Source organism: Streptomyces sp. SudanB52_2052, assembly GCF_964272415.1.
In the GTDB taxonomy this organism is placed as follows: domain Bacteria; phylum Actinomycetota; class Actinomycetes; order Streptomycetales; family Streptomycetaceae; genus Streptomyces; species Streptomyces olindensis.
Genome location: NZ_OZ186796.1, coordinates 2758658 through 2776927 on the forward strand (window position 1 = coordinate 2758658; position 18270 = coordinate 2776927).

At 71.6% G+C, this 18270-nt stretch carries 20 protein-coding genes; 5 read left to right on the forward strand and 15 right to left on the reverse strand.

Annotated features, from left to right (window positions below):
* Window positions 1–30 precede the first annotated feature (30 nt).
* The 5 genes from ligA to ACSUPV_RS11940 are packed head-to-tail and all read right to left on the reverse strand — an operon-like array spanning window position 31 to window position 5337.
* The gene (gene ligA / locus ACSUPV_RS11920; RefSeq protein WP_436947452.1) at window positions 31–2226 is read right to left on the reverse strand and encodes an NAD-dependent DNA ligase LigA; all 2196 of its coding nucleotides are present in this window, start codon (window positions 2224–2226) and stop codon (window positions 31–33) included.
* 15 nt (window positions 2227–2241) lie between these two features.
* Window positions 2242–3249 (reverse strand): methionine synthase, encoded by a 1008-nt coding sequence (locus ACSUPV_RS11925; protein ID WP_037768615.1) that lies wholly within the window; start codon window positions 3247–3249, stop codon window positions 2242–2244.
* Window positions 3250–3280: 31 nt separating this feature from the next.
* Window positions 3281–3979 carry an SDR family oxidoreductase gene (locus tag ACSUPV_RS11930; RefSeq protein WP_436947453.1) on the reverse strand — a complete coding sequence of 233 codons (699 nt, stop codon included), beginning with the start codon at window positions 3977–3979 and terminating at the stop codon, window positions 3281–3283.
* Window positions 3980–3997: 18 nt separating this feature from the next.
* Window positions 3998–4537 (reverse strand): TIGR00730 family Rossman fold protein, encoded by a 540-nt coding sequence (locus ACSUPV_RS11935; RefSeq protein WP_031117547.1) that lies wholly within the window; start codon window positions 4535–4537, stop codon window positions 3998–4000.
* Window positions 4534–5337 (reverse strand): class I SAM-dependent methyltransferase, encoded by an 804-nt coding sequence (locus ACSUPV_RS11940; protein ID WP_359789858.1) that lies wholly within the window; start codon window positions 5335–5337, stop codon window positions 4534–4536. The genes ACSUPV_RS11935 and ACSUPV_RS11940 overlap by 4 nt, the downstream gene beginning before the upstream one ends.
* Window positions 5338–5418: 81 nt before the next feature.
* On the opposite strand from ACSUPV_RS11940, the gene ACSUPV_RS11945 reads away from it, so the two are divergent.
* Both ACSUPV_RS11945 and ACSUPV_RS11950 read left to right on the forward strand, forming a co-directional pair.
* Window positions 5419–5742: a DUF427 domain-containing protein gene (locus ACSUPV_RS11945; RefSeq protein ID WP_031117549.1), complete on the forward strand. Its 324-nt coding sequence runs from the start codon at window positions 5419–5421 to the stop codon at window positions 5740–5742.
* A gap of 61 nt (window positions 5743–5803) precedes the next feature.
* Window positions 5804–6586, forward strand: a complete 783-nt coding sequence (locus ACSUPV_RS11950; protein WP_031117550.1) for an alpha/beta fold hydrolase — start codon at window positions 5804–5806, stop codon at window positions 6584–6586.
* Window positions 6587–6684: 98 nt separating this feature from the next.
* On the opposite strand, the gene mnmA is transcribed toward ACSUPV_RS11950, so the two are convergent.
* A complete protein-coding gene (gene mnmA, locus ACSUPV_RS11955; RefSeq protein WP_037768610.1) occupies window positions 6685–7815 on the reverse strand; it encodes a tRNA 2-thiouridine(34) synthase MnmA in 1131 nt (376 codons plus the stop codon).
* A gap of 60 nt (window positions 7816–7875) precedes the next feature.
* On the opposite strand from mnmA, the gene ACSUPV_RS11960 reads away from it, so the two are divergent.
* Complete coding sequence (locus ACSUPV_RS11960; protein WP_359789856.1) at window positions 7876–8541, forward strand: N-acetylmuramoyl-L-alanine amidase; 666 nt, start codon at window positions 7876–7878, stop codon at window positions 8539–8541.
* A gap of 34 nt (window positions 8542–8575) precedes the next feature.
* Here ACSUPV_RS11960 and ACSUPV_RS11965 read toward each other — a convergent pair whose 3' ends face one another.
* The 4 genes from ACSUPV_RS11965 to ACSUPV_RS11980 form a co-directional block, all read right to left on the reverse strand.
* Window positions 8576–8950: a DUF1304 family protein gene (locus ACSUPV_RS11965; RefSeq protein ID WP_031117553.1), complete on the reverse strand. Its 375-nt coding sequence runs from the start codon at window positions 8948–8950 to the stop codon at window positions 8576–8578.
* Between the two features lie 78 nt (window positions 8951–9028).
* Complete coding sequence (locus ACSUPV_RS11970; protein WP_037768606.1) at window positions 9029–10198, reverse strand: cysteine desulfurase family protein; 1170 nt, start codon at window positions 10196–10198, stop codon at window positions 9029–9031.
* A gap of 140 nt (window positions 10199–10338) precedes the next feature.
* The gene (locus tag ACSUPV_RS11975; protein ID WP_031117555.1) at window positions 10339–10605 is read right to left on the reverse strand and encodes a hypothetical protein; all 267 of its coding nucleotides are present in this window, start codon (window positions 10603–10605) and stop codon (window positions 10339–10341) included.
* Window positions 10606–10643: 38 nt separating this feature from the next.
* On the reverse strand, window positions 10644–10808 hold the full coding sequence (locus ACSUPV_RS11980; protein WP_031117556.1) for a hypothetical protein: 165 nt from the start codon (window positions 10806–10808) through the stop codon (window positions 10644–10646).
* Window positions 10809–10922: 114 nt separating this feature from the next.
* On the opposite strand from ACSUPV_RS11980, the gene ACSUPV_RS11985 reads away from it, so the two are divergent.
* Window positions 10923–11561 (forward strand): TetR family transcriptional regulator, encoded by a 639-nt coding sequence (locus tag ACSUPV_RS11985; RefSeq protein ID WP_031117557.1) that lies wholly within the window; start codon window positions 10923–10925, stop codon window positions 11559–11561.
* 596 nt (window positions 11562–12157) lie between these two features.
* Here the strand turns inward: ACSUPV_RS11985 and ACSUPV_RS11990 are convergent.
* Entirely contained in the window at window positions 12158–13018 is an 861-nt protein-coding gene (locus ACSUPV_RS11990) for a thioesterase family protein (RefSeq protein WP_436947454.1), read from the reverse strand.
* Between the two features lie 144 nt (window positions 13019–13162).
* On the opposite strand from ACSUPV_RS11990, the gene ACSUPV_RS11995 reads away from it, so the two are divergent.
* Window positions 13163–14398 (forward strand): alpha/beta hydrolase, encoded by a 1236-nt coding sequence (locus ACSUPV_RS11995; RefSeq protein ID WP_037768601.1) that lies wholly within the window; start codon window positions 13163–13165, stop codon window positions 14396–14398.
* On the opposite strand, the gene ACSUPV_RS12000 is transcribed toward ACSUPV_RS11995, so the two are convergent.
* The 4 genes from ACSUPV_RS12000 to ACSUPV_RS12015 all read right to left on the reverse strand — a co-directional run bounded on the left by ACSUPV_RS12000 (window position 14289) and on the right by ACSUPV_RS12015 (window position 18255).
* Complete coding sequence (locus ACSUPV_RS12000; protein ID WP_037768599.1) at window positions 14289–14963, reverse strand: trimeric intracellular cation channel family protein; 675 nt, start codon at window positions 14961–14963, stop codon at window positions 14289–14291. The two genes, ACSUPV_RS11995 and ACSUPV_RS12000, sit on opposite strands and share 110 nt — an antisense overlap.
* Window positions 14964–15029: 66 nt before the next feature.
* Window positions 15030–16169 (reverse strand): ABC transporter ATP-binding protein, encoded by a 1140-nt coding sequence (locus tag ACSUPV_RS12005; RefSeq protein ID WP_037768596.1) that lies wholly within the window; start codon window positions 16167–16169, stop codon window positions 15030–15032.
* Entirely contained in the window at window positions 16166–17248 is a 1083-nt protein-coding gene (locus ACSUPV_RS12010) for an ABC transporter ATP-binding protein (protein ID WP_031117563.1), read from the reverse strand. Before ACSUPV_RS12010 ends, ACSUPV_RS12005 begins: the two co-directional genes overlap by 4 nt.
* Window positions 17245–18255, reverse strand: coding sequence for an ABC transporter permease (locus ACSUPV_RS12015; protein WP_031117564.1), 1011 nt, complete (start codon window positions 18253–18255; stop codon window positions 17245–17247). Before ACSUPV_RS12015 ends, ACSUPV_RS12010 begins: the two co-directional genes overlap by 4 nt.
* Window positions 18256–18270: the final 15 nt, after the last annotated feature.

The window sequence follows — 18270 nt, forward strand, 5'->3', positions numbered from 1 at the left end:
GGTATGCGCCGATCGGGTGGCCTTCAACCGCTACTCCTCGGACGAAAGGGCGACTTCGGCCGCCGCTTCCGGTCCCTGTTCCAGCAGGACGCCGAAGCCCTCCTCGTTCAGGACCGGCACCTTCAGCTGCATCGCCTTGTCGTATTTCGATCCGGGGTTGTCACCCACAACGACGAACGACGTCTTCTTGGAGACGGAGCCGGTCACCTTCGCTCCGCGGTTCTGCAGGGCCTCCTTGGCGCCGTCGCGCGTGAAGTGTTCGAGGGTGCCGGTGACGACGACCGTGAGCCCTTCGAGCGGGCGCGGCCCGTCGTCCTCGCCGGTGCTCTCCTCCTCCATGCGGACGCCGGCGGCCTTCCACTTTCGGATGATCTCGCGGTGCCAGTCCTCGGCGAACCACTCCTTGACGGCGGTGGCGACGATCTCGCCGACCCCGTCGGTGTTCCTCAGCTCCTCCTCGGTGGCCTGGTCGATGCGCTCGATCGAGCGGAACTCGCGGGCCAGGGCCTCGGCCGCGACGGGTCCCACATGACGGATCGACAGGCCGGTGAGGATGCGGGCGAGGGGGCGCTGCCTGGCCGCCGCGATGTTCTCCAGCATGGCGAGCGCGTTCTTCCTGGGCTTGCCCTCCTGGTTCGCGAAGACCGTGGCGACCTTCTCCTCGCCGGTCTTCGGGTCGCGCTTGGGCAGGCCGCTGTCCGGGTCGAGGACGTACGCCTTGATGGGCAGCAGCTGTTCGATGGTGAGGTCGAACAGGTCGCCCTCGTCCACCAGCGGCGGGGTCTTCGGCTCCAGGGGTGCCGTGAGGGCGGCCGCGGCGACGTACCCGAAGTGCTCGATGTCGAGCGCCTTGCGGCCCGCGAGGTAGAACAGGCGCTCGCGCAACTGGGCCGGGCAGGTGCGGGCGTTCGGGCAGCGCAGGTCGACGTCGCCCTCCTTCATCGGCCTGAGCTCCGTGCCGCACTCGGGGCACTCGCTCGGCATCACGAACTCGCGCTCGGTGCCGTCTCGCAGGTCGGCGACGGGGCCGAGGATCTCCGGGATGACGTCACCGGCCTTGCGCAGCACGACCGTGTCGCCGATGAGGACGCCCTTGGCCTTGACCACGTCCTGGTTGTGCAGTGTGGCGAACTCGACCTCGGAGCCGGCGACCGTGACCGGCTCGACCTGGGCGTACGGCGTGACCCGGCCCGTGCGGCCGACGCCCACGCGGATGTTGATGAGCTTGGTGTTGACCTCCTCCGGCGCGTACTTGTACGCGATCGCCCAGCGGGGGGCGCGGGAGGTGGAGCCGAGGCGGCCCTGGAGGGGGATCTCGTCGAGCTTGACGACCACGCCGTCGATCTCGTGTTCCACGGAGTGGCGGTTCTCGCCGAAGTGGGCGATGAACTCCCGGACGCCTTCGAGGCCGTCGACCACCTTGTTGTGCCGTGAGGTCGGCAGGCCCCACGTCTTCAGCAGGTCGTAGGCCTGGGAGAGTCGGGTCAGGCCTTTGAAGCCCTCCAGGGCGCCGATGCCGTGGACCACCATGTGCAGGGGGCGGGTGGCCGTGACGCGGGGGTCCTTCTGGCGCAGCGAACCGGCGGCCGCGTTGCGCGGGTTGGCGAAGGGCTTGTCACCGGCCTCGACCAGGCGGGCGTTGAGCTCCTGGAACTTCTCCATCGGGAAGTAGACCTCGCCGCGGATCTCCACGAGGTCGGGGACGTCGTCGCCCTTGAGGCGGTCGGGGATCTCCGCGATCGTCCGCACGTTCGGCGTGATGTCCTCGCCGGTGCGGCCGTCGCCGCGGGTGGCCGCGCGGGTGAGGCGGCCGTGCTCGTAGGTGAGGTTCACGGCGAGGCCGTCGACCTTCAGCTCGCACAGGAAGTGGTAGTCCTGCGCGCCCAGTTCCCTGGCGATGCGGTCGGACCAGGCGGCGAGCTCCTCGTCGTTGAACGTGTTGTCGAGGGAGAGCATGCGCTGGCGGTGCTCGACCGCTGTGAACTCCGTCTCGTAGGACCCGGCGACCTTCTGGGTCGGCGAGTCCGGCGTGCGCAGCTCCGGGTGCTCCTCCTCCAGCGCCTCCAGGGAACGCAGCAGCTGGTCGAACTCCGCGTCGCTGACGACGGGAGCGTCCTTCACGTAGTAGCGGAAGCGGTGCTCCTCGATCTGCTCCGCGAGGCGCGCGTGCTTCTCCCGTGCCTCGGCGGGCACCGTCGTCGTCTCCGCTTGCTTGTCGCCGGCCACCGTGTCGTCCTCCCGTTACTCTGGGTTGTCCGCGAGGGATCTCGCCGCCCGGACGCAGTGGGCGAGAGCCGTGCGCGCGTACCCCGGGGACACCCCCGCGAGTCCGCACGCCGGGGTGACGGTGACCGCCTCCGCGAGAAGCCCCGGTGACAGCCCCAGCCTGCGCCACAGCGTCCTGACACCCATGACGCTACCGGCAGGGTCTGACAATGGACCCTCCGCGCCCGGGACGACACCGGTGAAGAGCCGGGTGCCGCCCTCCACCGCCTCACCGATCGCCTCCTCGTCACGCTCGGTGAGCAGGGAGAAGTCGAACGAGACAGCCGCCGCGCCCGCCCGCCGGAGCAGGGCGAAGGGGACGTCCGGGGCGCAGGAGTGGACGACGACCGGGCCGCCGGTGTGGGCCCCGACGAGGTCGCGCAGCGTCTGCTCGACGATCTGCCGGTCGACGGCCCGGTGGGTGCGGTAGCCGCTGGCGGTCTTCACCTGGCCCCGCAGGACGGCCGTGAGGGACGGCTCGTCGAGCTGGAGCACGAGCTGCGCGCCGGGGATCCGCCGCCGTACTTCGGCCAGGTGCAGCCGCAGTCCCTCGGCGAGGGAGGCGGCGAGGTCGCGGCAGGCGCCGGCGTCGGAGAGGGCCGCCTCGCCGTTCCTCAGCTCCAGGTGGGCGGCGAGGGTCCAGGGACCGACGGCCTGGACCTTCAGCGGCCCCTGGTACTCCTGCGTGAACTCCTCCAGCGCGTCCAGGTCCTCGCCGAGCCAGGAGCGGGCCCGCTTGGTGTCCCGCCCCGGCCGGTCGCCGAGCCGCCAGCCGCTGGGCTCCACGCGCGCGTACAGCTCGACGAGCATTCCGGCGGTCCGGCCGATCATGTCCGCGCCGGGGCCGCGGGCGGGCAGTTCGGGCAGGAAGGGGAAGTCCTCGAAGGTTCCGGTGACGGTCTTGGCGGCTTCTCGGGCGTCGCCGCCCGGCATGGACCCCACACCGGTGGCGGCGCCGAACCTGAACTGGCTGTTTTCGCTCACCGGAGAAGCCTACGCAGCGGCTCCGCCCGGGTCAGTTCCCCGGTCGGACCGTGAGGTCGTTGACCTCCGCGTCCCGCGGCAGGTCCAGGGCCATCAGGATCGTCGTGGCCACGGACTCCGGGTCGATCCACTTCGAGGCGTCGTACTCCTTGCCCTCCTGCTGGTGGACCTTGGCCTGCATGGGGCTGGCCGTCCGGCCGGGGTACACCGAGGTGACGCGGACACCACTCGCGTGCTCCTCGTGGCGCAGGGAGTCGGCGAGGGCCTTCAGGCCGTGCTTGGACGCGGCGTAGGCGGACCAGCCGGCGCTCGCGCTGAGGCCGGCGCCGGAGTTGACGAAGACCACGTGGCCCCGGGCGGCGCGCAGCTGGGGCAGGAAGTGGCGGGTCAGCTCGGCGGGGGCGACGAGGTTGACGTTGAGCTGGTGGCGCCAGGTCTTGGGGGTGAGTTCGCCGACCGGGCCGAGGTCGACGACACCGGCGATGTGCAGGAGCGAGTCCGCGCGGTCGGGCAGTGTCTGGTGGGAGAAGGCCCAGGAGAGCTTGTCGGGGTCCGACAGGTCGCCGACCAGCGTCCTCGCGCCCGGGAACTCGGCCGCCAGCTCCTTCGCCCGGCCCGCGTCGCGCGCGTGCAGCACGAGGTCGTCCCCGCGCGCGTGCAGGCGGCGGGCCACGGCCGCGCCGATGCCGGAACCGGCTCCGGTGATCACATGAGTAGCCATGCCCGCCATGCTCGCATCAGGGCCGGGTCACTCGATGCCCCGGCTCTCCTCCAGGTAGGCCAGCGCCCCGACCGGCTCCTCCGCGAAGAACACCAGGTCGGTGAGCGGGCGGGGCAGGAAGCCCTCGTCCTCCATGCGGCGGAACTGCTCCTTCAGACCGTCGTAGAAGCCCGCGGTGTTGAGCAGGACCACCGGCTTGTCGGTGTGCCCGTGCTTCTTCAGCTCCAGGATCTCGGTCGCCTCGTCGAGCGTGCCGGTGCCGCCGACCATGATCACCACGGCGTCGGCCTTCTCCAGGAGGAGCTTCTTGCGCTCGGCGAGGTCCTTGGCGACCACCATCTCGTCGACGCCCGGGCGGGCCTTGGCCGAGAGGAACTGCACGGAGACGCCGACGAGCCGGCCGCCCGCCTCCTGCACCCCGTCGGCGACCACCTTCATGAGGCCGACGTCGGAGCCGCCCCACACGAGCGTGTGGCCGCCCTTGCCCAGCAGCTTGGCGAACTCCCGCGCGGGGCGGGTGTAGCGCTCGTCGAGGTCGGCGGCGGAGAGGAAGACACAGATGTTCATGAGCCCACGGTACGGGCCCGGTCCGCGGCCGTGGTCACCCGCATTTTGGACTGGCGGTGCGGCAGTTGTTCCCAGTCGTCCATGAACCGGGCGTCCAGGCCGTGCTTCGCGGCGAGTTCGGTCAGCGTCCGCGTCCGGTAGTAGAAGTCCTCGTGCAGCACCTGGTGCTCCACACCCTCGGTGCGGTCGAACGTGAAGTCGAAGAACCCGCCCGGCGCGAGGATCCGGCCGACGTGCGCGAAACACTCCTCGATGACGTGCAGCGGCGAGTGCGAGAAGACGCTGTGCGCGTGCACGACGTCGAAGTGCGCGTCGGGCAGGAAGGCGAGGGTGAGGTCGTCGGCGAGCGCCAGGTAGGGCAGTTTGGGCTGGAGCTTCTCGGCCACGAGGGTGTCCTGGGCGGCGAGCAGGATGTGCGGCGAGATGTCGATGCCGTAGTAGTGCCCGGTGTCGAGGTAGTCGATGAACAGACGTCCGGCGCGCAGGTTGCCGCAGCCGATGTCCAGCATGCGGTGGTGCGGCTGGAGACCGTGTCCCACCAGGTAGTCGAACTGCATGCGGCCGATGCGGGTCCACGCCTCACGCGAGGGGTTGTGCCCCACCGCGGCCTCCGCGCTGCGCGCCGTGTCCGAGGCCATCACGGCCCGGTAGTAGGCGATGTGGTCGCGGTAGCGCAGCCGCAGCAGGGCGTCCCGCAGCGCGCGCCGGGCGTGCGCGGGCACGCGCTCCGGGTGGCGCAGGGCGTACCGGACCTGGTGGGCCAGGCTGCTGCGGTTTCCGGCCGGTTCCGTGGCGCGCATGGTGGCCTCCTGCGACGGGGGAAGAACTCCGCTCCAGGGTGCGCTGTACCGGTGGAGTCGGCTACCCAAGGAGGGGCGATCGTGACGACAGGGCATCGCATCACCATCGAACGGAGCAACCGGCACGTGCGCGTGGTGCACCGCGACCAGGTCCTGGCGGAGAGCGACCGGCCACTGGTCCTGCGCGAGACCGGCTGTCCCCCGCGGTACTACATCCCGGCCGAGGACGTACGGCTCGACCTGCTGACGCCGTCCGCCACGCATACGTACTGCCCGTTCAAGGGCACCGCGTCCTACTGGTCGCTGCCGGACGCGGCGGACCTCGTCTGGGCGTATCCGGACCCGAAGCCGGACGTCGCCGAGATCAAGGACCACCTGTGCTTCTACGAGGTTGACGTCACGTGATCGGCTGACGCACGGCCCGCCTCACCGATGAACACCGTGCCGTGCGGCAGTCTCAACAGGCATGGACAAGAAGATCCTTTCGCGCGACGGCACCCGCATCGCCTACGAGAGCACCGGCCGGGGTCCCGCGGTCGTCCTGGTGAGCGGTGCGATGTCGACGGGCGGCACCCTGGCGCCGCTGGCCGTGTCGCTGTCGGAGCGCTTCCAGGCCGTCGTGTACGACCGCCGGGGCCGCGGGGCCAGCGGGGACACGGCGCCGTACGCGGTGGAGCGTGAGGTCGAGGACCTGGCGGCGGTGATCGAGGCGGTGGGCGGCGAGGCGTTCCTGTACGGCATCTCGTCGGGCGGGGCGCTCGCCCTGGAGGCGGCGGCGAGCGGGCTGCCGGTGCGGCGCGTGGCGGTGTACGAGACGCCGTTCGCGATGTCCGAGGAGGGTGCCAGGGAGCGCGCGGAGTACACCCGGCGGCTGACGGAGGCACTCGGCGAGGGGCGGCGCGGGGACGCGGTCGAGCTGTTCCTGCGGTTGACCGGCCTGGCCGAGGGCGTGATCCAGGGCGCCCGCCAGTCCCCCATGTGGGCCGGCATGGAGGCCATCGCCCCGAGCCTCGCCTACGACGACGCCGTGATGCGCGACGGCCGGGTCCCCCGGGAGCGGCTGGGCTCGGTCGCCGTCCCCGTCCTGGCGGTCGCGGGCGACGCCAGCCCCGCCTGGCTGCGCGAGGCGGCCCGGGCGATCGCGGACTCCGTACCCGAGGGCACGTACCGCACGCTCCAGGGGCAGACGCACATGGTGGAGCCGAATGTGCTGGCGCCGGTGCTGGCGGAGTTCTTCGCGCAGGGCTGAGGCCCGAGCGCTGCGCGCGGGGCTGGGGCCGGGACCTTCGCGCGGGGCTGGGGCCGGGGCACGCGCGCGCGTGGGGCCTGCCCCGGGTGGTCTCCGGGTCAGGCCACGCCGGCCGTCGCCCGCTTCGTCGACGCGATCGTCGCCGAGCCCACCACGCGCGTGCCGTCGTACAGGACGATCGCCTGGCCGGGGGCGACGCCGCGGACCGGTTCGGTAAAGGTGACCTGCAGGGTGCCGTCGACGAGTTCGGCGGTCACCTCGGTCTCGCCGCCGTGGGCGCGCAGCTGGGCCGTGTACGTGCCGGGGCCGGTGGGGGCGGCGCCGCACCAGCGCGGTTTGATCGCGGTCAGGGCGCTGACGTCGAGGGCGGCGGCCGGGCCGACGGTGACGGTGTTGGTGACCGGGGAGATGTCGAGCACGTAGCGCGGCTTGCCGTCGGGGGCCGGGGTGCCGATGCGCAGGCCCTTGCGCTGGCCGATGGTGAAGCCGTACGCGCCCTCGTGCGTGCCGAGCTTGGCGCCCGTCTCGTCGACGATGTCGCCCTCGGCCTTGCCGAGCCGGTCGGCGAGGAAGCCCTGGGTGTCGCCGTCGGCGATGAAGCAGATGTCGTGCGAGTCGGGCTTCTTGGCGACGGCCAGGCCCCGGCGCTCGGCCTCGGCGCGGATCTCGTCCTTCGTGGTGACCGTGTCGCCGAGCGGGAACAGGGCGTGGGCGAGCTGCCGGTCGTCGAGCACGCCGAGGACGTACGACTGGTCCTTGGCCATGTCGGAGGCGCGGTGCAGTTCACGGGTGCCGTCCTCGCGGACGATCACCTTGGCGTAGTGGCCCGTGCAGACCGCGTCGAAGCCGAGCGCGAGCGCCTTGTCGAGGAGGGCGGCGAACTTGATCTTCTCGTTGCAGCGCAGGCAGGGGTTGGGGGTGCGGCCGGCCTCGTACTCGGCGACGAAGTCCTCGACGACGTCCTCGCGGAAGCGGTCGGCGAGGTCCCACACGTAGAAGGGGATGCCGATGACGTCGGCGGCGCGGCGGGCGTCGCGCGAGTCCTCGATCGTGCAGCAGCCCCGCGCGCCCGTCCGGAAGGATTGGGGGTTGGCGGAGAGCGCGAGGTGGACGCCGGTCACGTCGTGGCCCGCCTCGGCCGCGCGGGCGGCGGCGACGGCGGAGTCGACGCCGCCGGACATGGCGGCCAGGACGCGGAGGGGGCGGGGGCGCTGCGGGGTTTCAGTCATAACCCCTCCAGGGTAAGGGGGCGCGGGAACCAGGGCCCGCGAGTATCCGTTGACGATCACATGGGACAGCGGAAGGCTCCGAAGGACGGCGACCGGAAGGTCGGGCGCCGGGCGTTGCTGATCGGTGGGGCGGCGGCAGCTGCGGGTTCGGCCGTGCTGGCCCGGGACGAGCTGGCGCGCCTGTGGTGGCGGACTCCCGGCGTGGAGAAGCCGCGCGAGGAGGGCGAGGTCGACTACGCGGGCGCGCGCTGGGTGGCGGCGTCGGACGCGAACTGGCGGCGGGCGGACCGGCCCGACGACTTCGGCATAGACATGGTGATCGTCCATGTCACGCAGGGCAGCTTCGACAGCGCGGTGAAGGCCTTCCAGGACCCCGGGCACAAGGCGGCCACGCACTACATCGTCCGCCAGGACGGGCACGTCACGCAGATGATCCGCGAGCTGGACGTGGCCTACCACGCGGGCAACCGCGACTACAACGAGCGCAGTGTCGGCATCGAGCACGAGGGCTTCGTGGACCGCCCGCAGGACCTCACGGACGAGATGTACGAGGCCTCCGCCCGTCTCACGGCCCGGATCTGCGCGCGGTACGACATACCCGTCGACCGCGAGCACATCATCGGCCACGTGGAGGTCCCGGGCACGGACCACACGGACCCGGGGCCGCACTGGGACTGGGACAAGTACATGCGGCTGGTGCGTCAGGCGCGTACGGCACCCGCCTGACCGGGCTGGGCCGGGCGGCGTCGGAACAGCGGCGTCAGAACAGGGCGGCGAGAAGCGCGACGGCGGGTGCCAGCCCCTGGCCGAGCGCCCCGCGCCACAGCCGCGGGAACGACACGGCGAACACGACGGCGGACACCACCAGGAAGCCGCAGAGGTAGAGGACCAGGGCGCGCCCGGCGGTCTCGTCCCCGGTGTGCAGGGCCACGACCCCGGCCAGGAGCCCGAGCCCGAGCAGGATGTTGTAGACGGCGACCCCTGACCGCCACAGCGTCACCTCGGGCGCGTCCGCCGTGGACGTGGTGAGGAAGAGCCGGACCGCGGGGCGGTGGTAGAGGAAGCGCTCCAGAACGCCCACCACGAGGTGGATCAGGGCGGCGAGGAGGGCGAAGACCTGGGTGACGACGCTCACGTCCGGAGTGTCCGCCCGGGCACGGCCCCCGGCAAGGGCGCGCGCCGAAGGCCACGCGCCCCTCGTCCGCGCCGGGCGTTACGTCAGCCCCGCCGCCCGGGCCCGTTCCACCGCCGGGCCGATGGCCTTCGCGAGGGCCTCGACGTCGGCTTCGGTGGAGGTGTGGCCGAGGGAGAAGCGGAGGGTGCCGCGGGCCAGGTCGGGATCGGTGCCGGTGGCGAGGAGGACGTGGCTGGGCTGGGCGACGCCGGCGGTGCAGGCGGAGCCGGTGGAGCACTCGATGCCCTGGGCGTCGAGCAGGAGCAGCAGGGAGTCGCCCTCGCAGCCGGGGAACGTGAAGTGCGCGTTGGCCGGGAGGCGGCCCTCCGGGTCGGGGTCGCCGCCGAGGATCGCGTCCGGGACGGCCGAGCGGACCGCGGTGATCAGGCTGTCGCGCAGGGCGCCGATCTCGTGGGCGAACCACTCGCGCTGCTCGGCGGCCAGCCGCCCGGCGACGGCGAAGGAGGCGATGGCGGGGACGTCGAGGGTGCCGGAGCGCACGTGCCGCTCCTGGCCGCCGCCGTGCAGCACGGGCACGGGGGCGTGCTCGCGGCCGAGGATCAGCGCGCCGATGCCGTAGGGGCCGCCGATCTTGTGGCCCGACACGGTCATCGCGGCGAGGCCGGAGGCGGCGAAGTCCACGGGGATCTGACCGAAGGCCTGGACCGCGTCCGAGTGCAGCGGGACGTCGAACTCCGCGGCGGCGTCGGCCAGTTCGCGGATCGGCAGGATCGTCCCGATCTCGTTGTTCGCCCACATGACGGTGGCGAGGGCCACGTCGTCGGGGTTGCGGGCGATCGCCTCGCGCAGGGCGTCGGGGTGGACGCGGCCGTGGGCGTCGACCGGCAGGTACTCGATGGTGGCGCCCTCGTGTTCGCCGAGCCAGTGCACGGCGTCGAGGACCGCGTGGTGCTCGACGGGGCTGGCGAGGACGCGGGTGCGGGCCGGGTCGGCGTCGCGCCGTGACCAGTAAAGGCCCTTGACGGCGAGGTTGTCGGCCTCCGTGCCGCCCGAGGTGAAGACGACCTCGCTGGGGCGGGCGCCGAGGGCGTCGGCGAGGGTCTCGCGGGCCTCCTCGACGGTGCGGCGGGCCTGCCTGCCGGATGCGTGGAGGGAGGAGGCGTTGCCGGTGGCACCCAGGTGGGCGGTGAGCGCCTCTGCCGCCTCCGGGAGCATCGGGGTGGTCGCGGCGTGGTCGAGGTAAGCCATGGTGAGCCCGATTCTACGGCTCCCCTTCTCCGGGCCTCAGATCAAGGTTGGCCGAAGGTGAATCGCTTTCCGGCGCGGCGGCGGCCCGTCGTCCCCGGGCCCGGCCGCTGCGTGTCGGTCGGAGATGGTCCGACGGCGGCTCAGAAGCTCCACGAGACCGTGCTGTCGGCCTCCATGAAGGCCACGAGGACCAGCAGGTCGGCGACGCCCAGGCCCAGACCCAGGAACGCCCGGCCGCGGCGGTTGGTGCCGCGCCACAGGGCGATGCTCGCCAGCACGATGGCGATCGGGCCGAGGAAGATGTTGAGCACGAGCAGGCCGAGCAGGCCGAGGACGAAGGACGCGACGGCCATGCCGTCGGTGTCCCGGATACCGGTGTGGCGCGAGGCCGGAGCGGTGAGCTGCATGGTGATCGACTCCCGGTGTCGGGTCGGAGGTGCGGTGGTCAGTGGGCCTGCGTGTGGCGCCGGCGGTTGCGCTCGCGGAGCGCGAAGATGCCCAGCCAGGCGGCGATGACGGCGCCGGCGGCGAGGGAGAAGGTGAGCGGCGCGTGGGCGACGGTGCCCAGGACCACGCCCAGCAGCAGGAGTGCGGCGACGATGAACAGCATGGGAACAGCCCCCAGGTTTCGGTGAACGATTGTGGTTACAGTTGTTCACTGACTTTCCAGTCTAGCGCCTCCCATGACTTTCCAATTCCAGAGAACAGTTGTTAACTGCATGGTATGAGTCACACCCTCGGCATCCGGCAGGCCCAGAAGCAGAAGACCCGGCAGGCACTCCTGGACGCGGCCCTGGGGCTGCTGGAGGAGCAGAGCCTGAGCAGCCTCGGGCTGCGCGAGGTCACCCGCGCCGTCGGTGTCGCCCCGACCGCCTTCTACCGCCACTTCCGCTCCACGGCGGATCTGGGCGTGGCCCTGGTCGAGGAGGCGCTGGGCAGCCTGCACCCGATGATCCGGACGACGGTGTCCGGCACGGGCGACCCGGAGGAACGCGTCGCGCGCGCCATCGAGTTGATCGCCCGTCACGTCGACGGGTACCCCGCCCATGTCCGGTTCATCGCCCGGGAGCGACATGGCGGGGTCCAGCCGGTACGGGAGGCCATACGGGACCAACTGTCCCGGTTCGCCCGGGAGGTCAAGGACGAGCTGGCCAAGGACCCGGAGTCCGAGGGGTGGACCGAGGACGACCTGCTGATGCTCGCCCATCTCTACGTGGACCAGATGCTCATCACGGCGTCGCTCTTCCTGGAGGCGCTGGAGGGGCCGGAGGAGGGGCGCGAGGAGCGGAAGCGGGAGGTCGCCCGGGTGGCGGCCCGGCAGATGCGGCTGATCGGCCTCGGCCGCCACCACTGGCTGGACTGAGCCGCGCCCGACGACACCACAGGGGCGGCGCGCCCGTCGCCGAGTGCGCCGCCCCTGCCGTGCCCCGGGGGGTACCGGGGGATGATTCTTTCCCTTCTTGCGCTCAGTTCGCCTGCCCCTGGCCGCCGCCGCCCGGAGCGCCACAGCCGCCGCCCCGACCACCGCCGGGAGCGCCGCTGGGCCCTCCACCGGGTCCTCCGCCGGGCATGCCCGAGGGCATCCCGGACGGTGCGCCGGTCGGCTTGGCGCCCCCGGCAGCGGCTCCCGAGGACGCACCCGACGGCGCCCCGGAAGGCGCACCCGAGGGAGCCCCCGACGGCGCACCGCTCGGCCTCCCCGACGGCGCCCGGCAGGCCTGCTGCTGCCCGGACCCGCTCCCGCCCCCGCTCCCCGAGGACGACGAGGAGTCACCCGAGCCGCAGGCCACCAGGGCCAGGGGCGACAGCGCCAGCAGGGTCACGGCCGGGAGGAGACGCGCACGCTTCATGAGGAACCACTCCAGGGAAGGTGAGGAAGTCCTGAGGCAGGCACTCAACCAACGCCGCTCAGGACTCTCCTCGGGCCGCCCTGTGACCGACCTGTCAGGCGGGCAAAGTTCAGCCCAGCCGGACCCGCGCCAGCTGCCGGGACTGGGCCACCAGCCGGTCGGCGCCGTCCCACACCTCGGCGTCCTCCTCCAGGAAGCCGCCGGCGAGGTTGCGGGTGGTGATCGCCACGCGCAGCGGGCCCGGCGCCGGGCGGCAGCGGACGTGCACGGTGAGCTCGACGGTGGGCACCCAGCCCTTCAGGCCGAGTTCGAAGGCGGTGGGCGGCAAGGCGTCGACCGCCAGCAGCAGGGAGAGCGGGTCGGGGTCGCGGCCGTCCTTGAGGCCGAACCAGGCCCGCATCTCGCCCTTGCCGGAGGGCTGCCCGAGGGCCCAGCCGAGGGTCGACGGGTCGAGCTTGAGCATCAGCCGCTCGGTGATCGCCGAGCTGCCGTCGACGGGGGCGGGACCGTCCTCCGGGCCGAAGCAGTGCTCCAGCGGCGGGATCGCGGGGGGCCGGGCCGTCGTCCGGACGTCGTCGGGCAGGGCGTCCAGGTCGCCGTAGGAGGCGAGGACACGGATGCGCTCGACCTCCCGGCCCTGGTCGTCGTACTGGAAGAGGGAGGCCTGGCCGGTCGACAGGGTCCGGCCGGTGCGGACGACGTCCGTACGGACGACTGCCGGGCCGGGCTGGGACGCGGTCAGGTAGTGCGCCGAGACGGTGAAGGGGTCGCTGTGCGGCAGGGCGTCCGCGAGGGCGCGGCCCAGGACCGCCAGCAGGTAGCCGCCGTTGACGGCGCTGATGATCGTCCAGCCGGCGGAGAGGTCGATGTCGTAGACACCGGGCGCACGGCGGGTGAGCGCGGTGTCGCGGTCGAACTCGCTGTCGCCGATCGTGGCCCGGACGGCCGGGGCGGAGGCTGCTTCAGGCATGGCTGAACAGTACAAGAACTAACTACTAAGCGGTAGCTTTCCAGGACCGGGCCGGAGTCCCGCCTTGGTGAGACACCGGCAACTTCTTGGTAAGTGTCCGACTCGTCCGTAAACCCTGGGGCTCGTTCCTCCCTCTGTAGGGGCATGAGCCTCACCGGGACACCGTTCCTCTGCACGCTGATCGTGCTGTCCGTCGTCGCCCTCGTCCTGCCGCTGTTCCTCTGGTCGCGCGTGCGCGGACCCCGGGTCCTGCGCGCCGCGGCCCGGACGCTGATGCTGCTGTTCGCGCAGGGAACCGCCGTGGCCCTGGTGTTCACGCTGGTCAACAACGCCAACAGCCTGTACGACAACTGGGCCGACCTGCTCGGCACCGGCGACCATGTGCAGCAGGCCGCAGACCTGGGCGCCGACGGCACCGGTGGCATCGCGCTCAAGCGGCTGCCCAAGGTGCGCCAGACCTTCGAGCCCGCCGCGGGGCCCGGGATGCGCGCGGCCGGCGGGGTCCGGGTCACCCAGGTCAGGGGCCGGGTGTCGGGCGTGAACGCCGAGGTCTACGTCTGGCTGCCGCCGCAGTACCACGAACCGGCCTACCGGCACCACAGGTTCCCGGTCGTGGAACTCCTGCCCGGCTACCCCGGCTCGGCGAAGGCCTGGTTCGGCTCGCTGCACGCGCACGAGCAGTTGGAGCCCCTGATGCGGGACGGCCGGGTCGCCCCTTTCATCCTGGTCGCGCCCCGCACGAACCTGCTGGCCGGGGTGGACACGGGCTGCGCCAACATCCCGGGCACGGTCAACGCCGACACCTGGCTGAGCGTCGACGTGCCGAAGATGGTGACGGACAACTTCCGCGCCCAGCCGGCCCCGCGGGGCTGGGCGGTGGCCGGCTACTCGGCCGGGGCGCACTGCGCGGCCAAGCTGGCCGTCGCCCACCCCGACCGCTACCGGGCCGCCGTCAGCCTGTCCGGCTACAACGACCCGATCGGCGAACGCGACTCGCTGGCCGCGCAGAACCCCACCCTGCGCGCCGAGAACAATCCCTACGTGCTCCTGCGCAGGGCGACCGTCCCGCCGCGGATCGCGCTCTACCTCTCCGGCCAGCCGCACGACGGCTACGAGGCGGCGGTCGCCCTGGAGCAGGCCGCGAAGGCGCCGACGACCGTGCACGTGGTGTACGTCCCGAGGAGCGCGGGCGGGCACACCATGGCGCTGTGGCGGCCGCAGGTGGTCCCCGCGTTCGAGTGGCTGACGCAGGAGATGGGCGCCCGTCCCGTCACGGCAGCACGGGCTGTTCCTCCTCGCTCACCGTCGACCGCCGGTGCCAGGCCCGCGGAGCTCGCCAGTGGTACCGCATCGCGAGCAGGCGCAGTACGAAGGCGGTGATCACCGCGAGGGCGCTGGTGAGCGGGTTCAGGGCGTCGTAGCGGATGCACACGGCTACCAGGGCGGAGCCGACGATCGCCGGGACCGCGTACAGGTCGCGGTCCCAGCGCAGGAGGGAGGGCACCTCGTTGGCGAGGACGTCCCGCAGCACGCCGCCGCCGACCGCGGTGGTCAGGCCCAGCCCGGCCGAGGCGGTCAGGCCGAGCCCGTACTCGTACGCCTTGATCGTGCCGGCGACGCAGAACAGGCCGAGGCCGGCCGCGTCGAAGACGTTCACGGCGACCTGGATGCGTTCCACCTGCGGGTGCAGGAAGAAGACGAGGAGCGTGGCGAGCAGCGGGGTGAGGAAGTACCCCAGGTCCGTGAACGCGGCGGGCGGTACGGCCCCGATGACCAGGTCGCGGAAGAGCCCGCCGCCCAGCGCGGTCACCTCGGCGAGGACGGCCATGCCGAACACGTCGAAGTTCTTGCGCACGGCCAGCAGGGCGCCGGAGATCGCGAAGACGAAGATGCCGATCAGGTCGAGCGTGTGCTGGACGGACGGACTGAAGAGTTGCTGGAGCACCCGAGCATTTTCACCCACGGGTGAGCCCCCGCCCCGATGTGCGAGGGCGGGGGGCTCGGGAGGGGGCTACTTCTCGACGGGGGTGGCGCCGCCGTTCTCCGCGGCGACCTCCTTGGCCGAGGACAGCAGCTTGGTGTCCTGCGGCTGCTGGTCTTCAAAGTTCTCCGGGTGGTGGCAGGCCACGCGCTGCCCGGCCCGCAGCTCCGCCAGCGGCGGCTCGGTCGTCCTGCAGATCTCCGTCGCCTTCCAGCACCGGGTGTGGAAGCGGCAGCCGCTCGGCGGCGCGATCGGCGAGGGCACGTCGCCCTTGAGCAGGATGCGCTCGCTCTTGACGCCCCGGCGCTTCGGGTCCGGGATCGGCACGGCCGACAGCAGCGCCTTGGAGTACGGGTGCATCGGCGACTTGTAGAGCTTGTCGCGGTCGGCCAGCTCGACGATCTTGCCGAGGTACATCACCGCGATCCGGTCCGAGACGTGCCGGACGACCGACAGGTCGTGCGCGATGATCACGTACGTCAGGCCGAGCTCCTCCTGGAGGTCGTCCAGCAGGTTCACCACCTGCGCCTGGATCGACACGTCCAGCGCGGAGACCGGCTCATCCGCCACCACGAGCTTGGGGTTGAGCGCGAGCGCGCGGGCGATGCCGATGCGCTGGCGCTGGCCGCCGGAGAACTCGTGCGGATAGCGGTTGTAGTGCTCGGGGTTGAGGCCGACCACCGACAGCAGCCGCTGGACCTCCTTCTTCACGCCGCCCTCGGGCTCGACGCCCTGGAGCCGGAAGGGGGCGCCGACGATCGTGCCGATCGTGTGCCGGGGGTTCAGCGAGGAGTAGGGGTCCTGGAAGATCATCTGCACGTCGCGGCGCATCGGGCGCAGCTCGCCGGTCTTCAGGTGCGTGATGTCCTTGCCCTCGAACTCGACCGAGCCGCCGGTCGGTTCGAGCAGCCGGGTGATCAGCCGGCCCATGGTGGACTTGCCGCAGCCCGACTCGCCGACGACGCCGAGCGTCTCGCCCCTGCGGACCTCGAAGTCGATGCCGTCGACGGCGCGCACCGCCCCGGTCTGCCGCTGGAGCAGGCCCTTGCGGATCGGGAAGTGCTTCTGCAGCCCGGTCACCTTCAGCAGGACCTCGCCGTCGGCGGAGGTGTCCTTGGTGAGGGTGCTGCCGCTCGTGTCCGGTGTGCTCACCGTTTTGTCGTCGCTCACAGCTTCGGCGCAATCTCTTCGGTCCAGATACGCTCCCGCTGCTCCTGCGTCATGTGGCAGGCGGCCCAGTGCGAGCCGCCGACCTCGGTCAGCTCGGGGCGGACCGTGCGGGTGACGTTGTCCTTCGGGATGTCCGCGTACGGGCAGCGCGGATGGAAGGCGCAGCCGGACGGGAGGTTGATCAGGGAGGGCGGCGCGCCCTTGATCGGGATGAGCCGGTCGGTCTCCTCCCGGTCCAGGCGCGGCATCGAGCCGAGCAGGCCCCAGGTGTAGGGGTGCCGGGGCTCGGAGAACACGTCCTCGGCGGGACCGCGCTCCACGCACCGGCCGCCGTACATGACCAGCAGGTCGTCGGCCATCTCGGCGACCACACCCAGGTCGTGGGTGATCATGATGACCGCGGAGCCGAACTCCTTCTGCAGATCCCGGATCAGGTCGAGGATCTGCGCCTGCACGGTGACGTCCAGGGCGGTGGTCGGCTCGTCCGCGATGAGCAGCTCGGGGTTGTTCACCAGCGCCATGGCGATCATGGCGCGCTGGCGCATACCGCCGGAGAACTCGTGCGGGTAGCCGTCCACGCGCTTGGCGGGCTCGGGGATGCCGACCCGGTCGAGCATCTCGATCGCGCGCTGCTTGGCGACCTTCTTGTTCACGTCGTGGTGGACGCGGTACGCCTCCACGATCTGGTGCCCGACCGTGTAGTACGGGTGCATCGCGGACAGCGGGTCCTGGAAGATCATGGCCATCTTCCGGCCGCGCAGCCGCCGCACCTCGTCGGGGTCGGCCGCGATCAGCTCCTGGCCGTCCAGCCAGACCTCGCCGGAGACATGGGCGCGCGCCGAGCGGTGCAGGCCCATCACACCGAGCGAGGTGACGGACTTGCCGGAGCCGGACTCGCCCACGATGCCCAGGGTCTTGCCCTTGCGCACGTCGAAGCTGACGCCGTCGACGGACTTCACCAGGCCGTCGTCGGTGTCGAAGTGGATGCGCAGATCGCGGACGGACAGGAACACGTCGTCCGGGACGGACGGGGCGGTGGTGTCCGGTTCGCCGAGCGCGGCTTTGTCGAGCTTGCTCACGAGTACCTCACCCGGGGGTCGATGGCGGCGTACACCAGGTCGACGATCAGATTGCAGAAGACGATGAAGAACGCGGCGACCAGGGTCACGCCCATCACGATGGGCAGGTCGTTGTCCTTGATGGCCTGGACCGAGTAGGCGCCGATGCCCTGGAGGGAGAACACGGTCTCGGTGAGCACCGCGGTGCCGACCAGGGTGCCGAAGTCCATGCCGAAGATGGTGACGATCGGGGTGAGCGCGGAGCGCAGGCCGTGCTTGGCCACGACCGTGGTCTCCTTCAGACCCTTGGCCCTGGCCGTTCTGATGTAGTCCTCGCCCATCGTCTCCAGCATGCCCGCCCGGGTGAGCCGGGCGTAGAGCGCGGAGAAGAGGAAGGCGAGGCTGACCCAGGGCAGCAGCAGATGCCAGGCCCAGTCGGCGGGGTTCTCGGTGAACGGGACGTAGTCGACGCTGTCCCAGATGGGGATCTCGTAGACGAAGAGCGCGAGCAGGATCTGGCCGGTGAAGAAGATCGGCAGCGAGACGCCGGCCAGCGCGATGAACATGGAGACGCGGTCGATCGGCTTGCCCTTGCGCAGGGCGGAGATCACGCCGATCGTCACACCGGAGACGACCCAGATCACGGCCGCGCCGACGGCCAGCGAGAACGAGACCGGGATCCGCTGCTCCAACTGCGGCCACACCTCGATGTGGCTCTTGAAGGAGTACCCGAAGCAGGGTGCGCTGCAGTGCGTCGCGTCGGGTCCGAACCGGTAGTCGGCGCCCGCCACGAGGCCCTTGATGAAGTTCCAGTACTGCTCGTAGACGGGCTGGTCCAGTCCCAGGTTCTTCTTGATCGCGGCGACGGACTCGGGGTTCGCGTCCTTGCCGACGTACTGGGTGGCCAACTGGTCGGCCGTCTGGCCCCCGAGGCGGGGCACCAGGAAGAAGATGGCGAAGGTGACTGCGCTGACCACCAGCAGCAACAGCACCGCGCCCATGACGCGTCGGAGGATGTACGCAGCCACAGCTGTACGGCCCCG

What these genes read in the sequence shown, in the direction of transcription:
- ACSUPV_RS11930 (WP_436947453.1), bottom strand. Translation starts at nt 3,979, where the DNA reads ATGGCGGGCATGGCTACTCATGTGATCACCGGAGCCGGTTCCGGCATC.
- ACSUPV_RS11935 (WP_031117547.1), bottom strand. Translation starts at nt 4,537, where the DNA reads ATGAACATCTGTGTCTTCCTCTCCGCCGCCGACCTCGACGAGCGCTAC.
- ACSUPV_RS11940 (WP_359789858.1), bottom strand. Translation starts at nt 5,337, where the DNA reads ATGCGCGCCACGGAACCGGCCGGAAACCGCAGCAGCCTGGCCCACCAG.
- ACSUPV_RS11950 (WP_031117550.1), top strand. Translation starts at nt 5,804, where the DNA reads ATGGACAAGAAGATCCTTTCGCGCGACGGCACCCGCATCGCCTACGAG.
- mnmA (WP_037768610.1), bottom strand. Translation starts at nt 7,815, where the DNA reads ATGACTGAAACCCCGCAGCGCCCCCGCCCCCTCCGCGTCCTGGCCGCC.
- ACSUPV_RS11960 (WP_359789856.1), top strand. Translation starts at nt 7,876, where the DNA reads ATGGGACAGCGGAAGGCTCCGAAGGACGGCGACCGGAAGGTCGGGCGC.
- ACSUPV_RS11970 (WP_037768606.1), bottom strand. Translation starts at nt 10,198, where the DNA reads ATGGCTTACCTCGACCACGCCGCGACCACCCCGATGCTCCCGGAGGCG.
- ACSUPV_RS11975 (WP_031117555.1), bottom strand. Translation starts at nt 10,605, where the DNA reads ATGCAGCTCACCGCTCCGGCCTCGCGCCACACCGGTATCCGGGACACC.
- ACSUPV_RS11980 (WP_031117556.1), bottom strand. Translation starts at nt 10,808, where the DNA reads ATGCTGTTCATCGTCGCCGCACTCCTGCTGCTGGGCGTGGTCCTGGGC.
- ACSUPV_RS11985 (WP_031117557.1), top strand. Translation starts at nt 10,923, where the DNA reads ATGAGTCACACCCTCGGCATCCGGCAGGCCCAGAAGCAGAAGACCCGG.
- ACSUPV_RS11990 (WP_436947454.1), bottom strand. Translation starts at nt 13,018, where the DNA reads ATGCCTGAAGCAGCCTCCGCCCCGGCCGTCCGGGCCACGATCGGCGAC.
- ACSUPV_RS11995 (WP_037768601.1), top strand. Translation starts at nt 13,163, where the DNA reads ATGAGCCTCACCGGGACACCGTTCCTCTGCACGCTGATCGTGCTGTCC.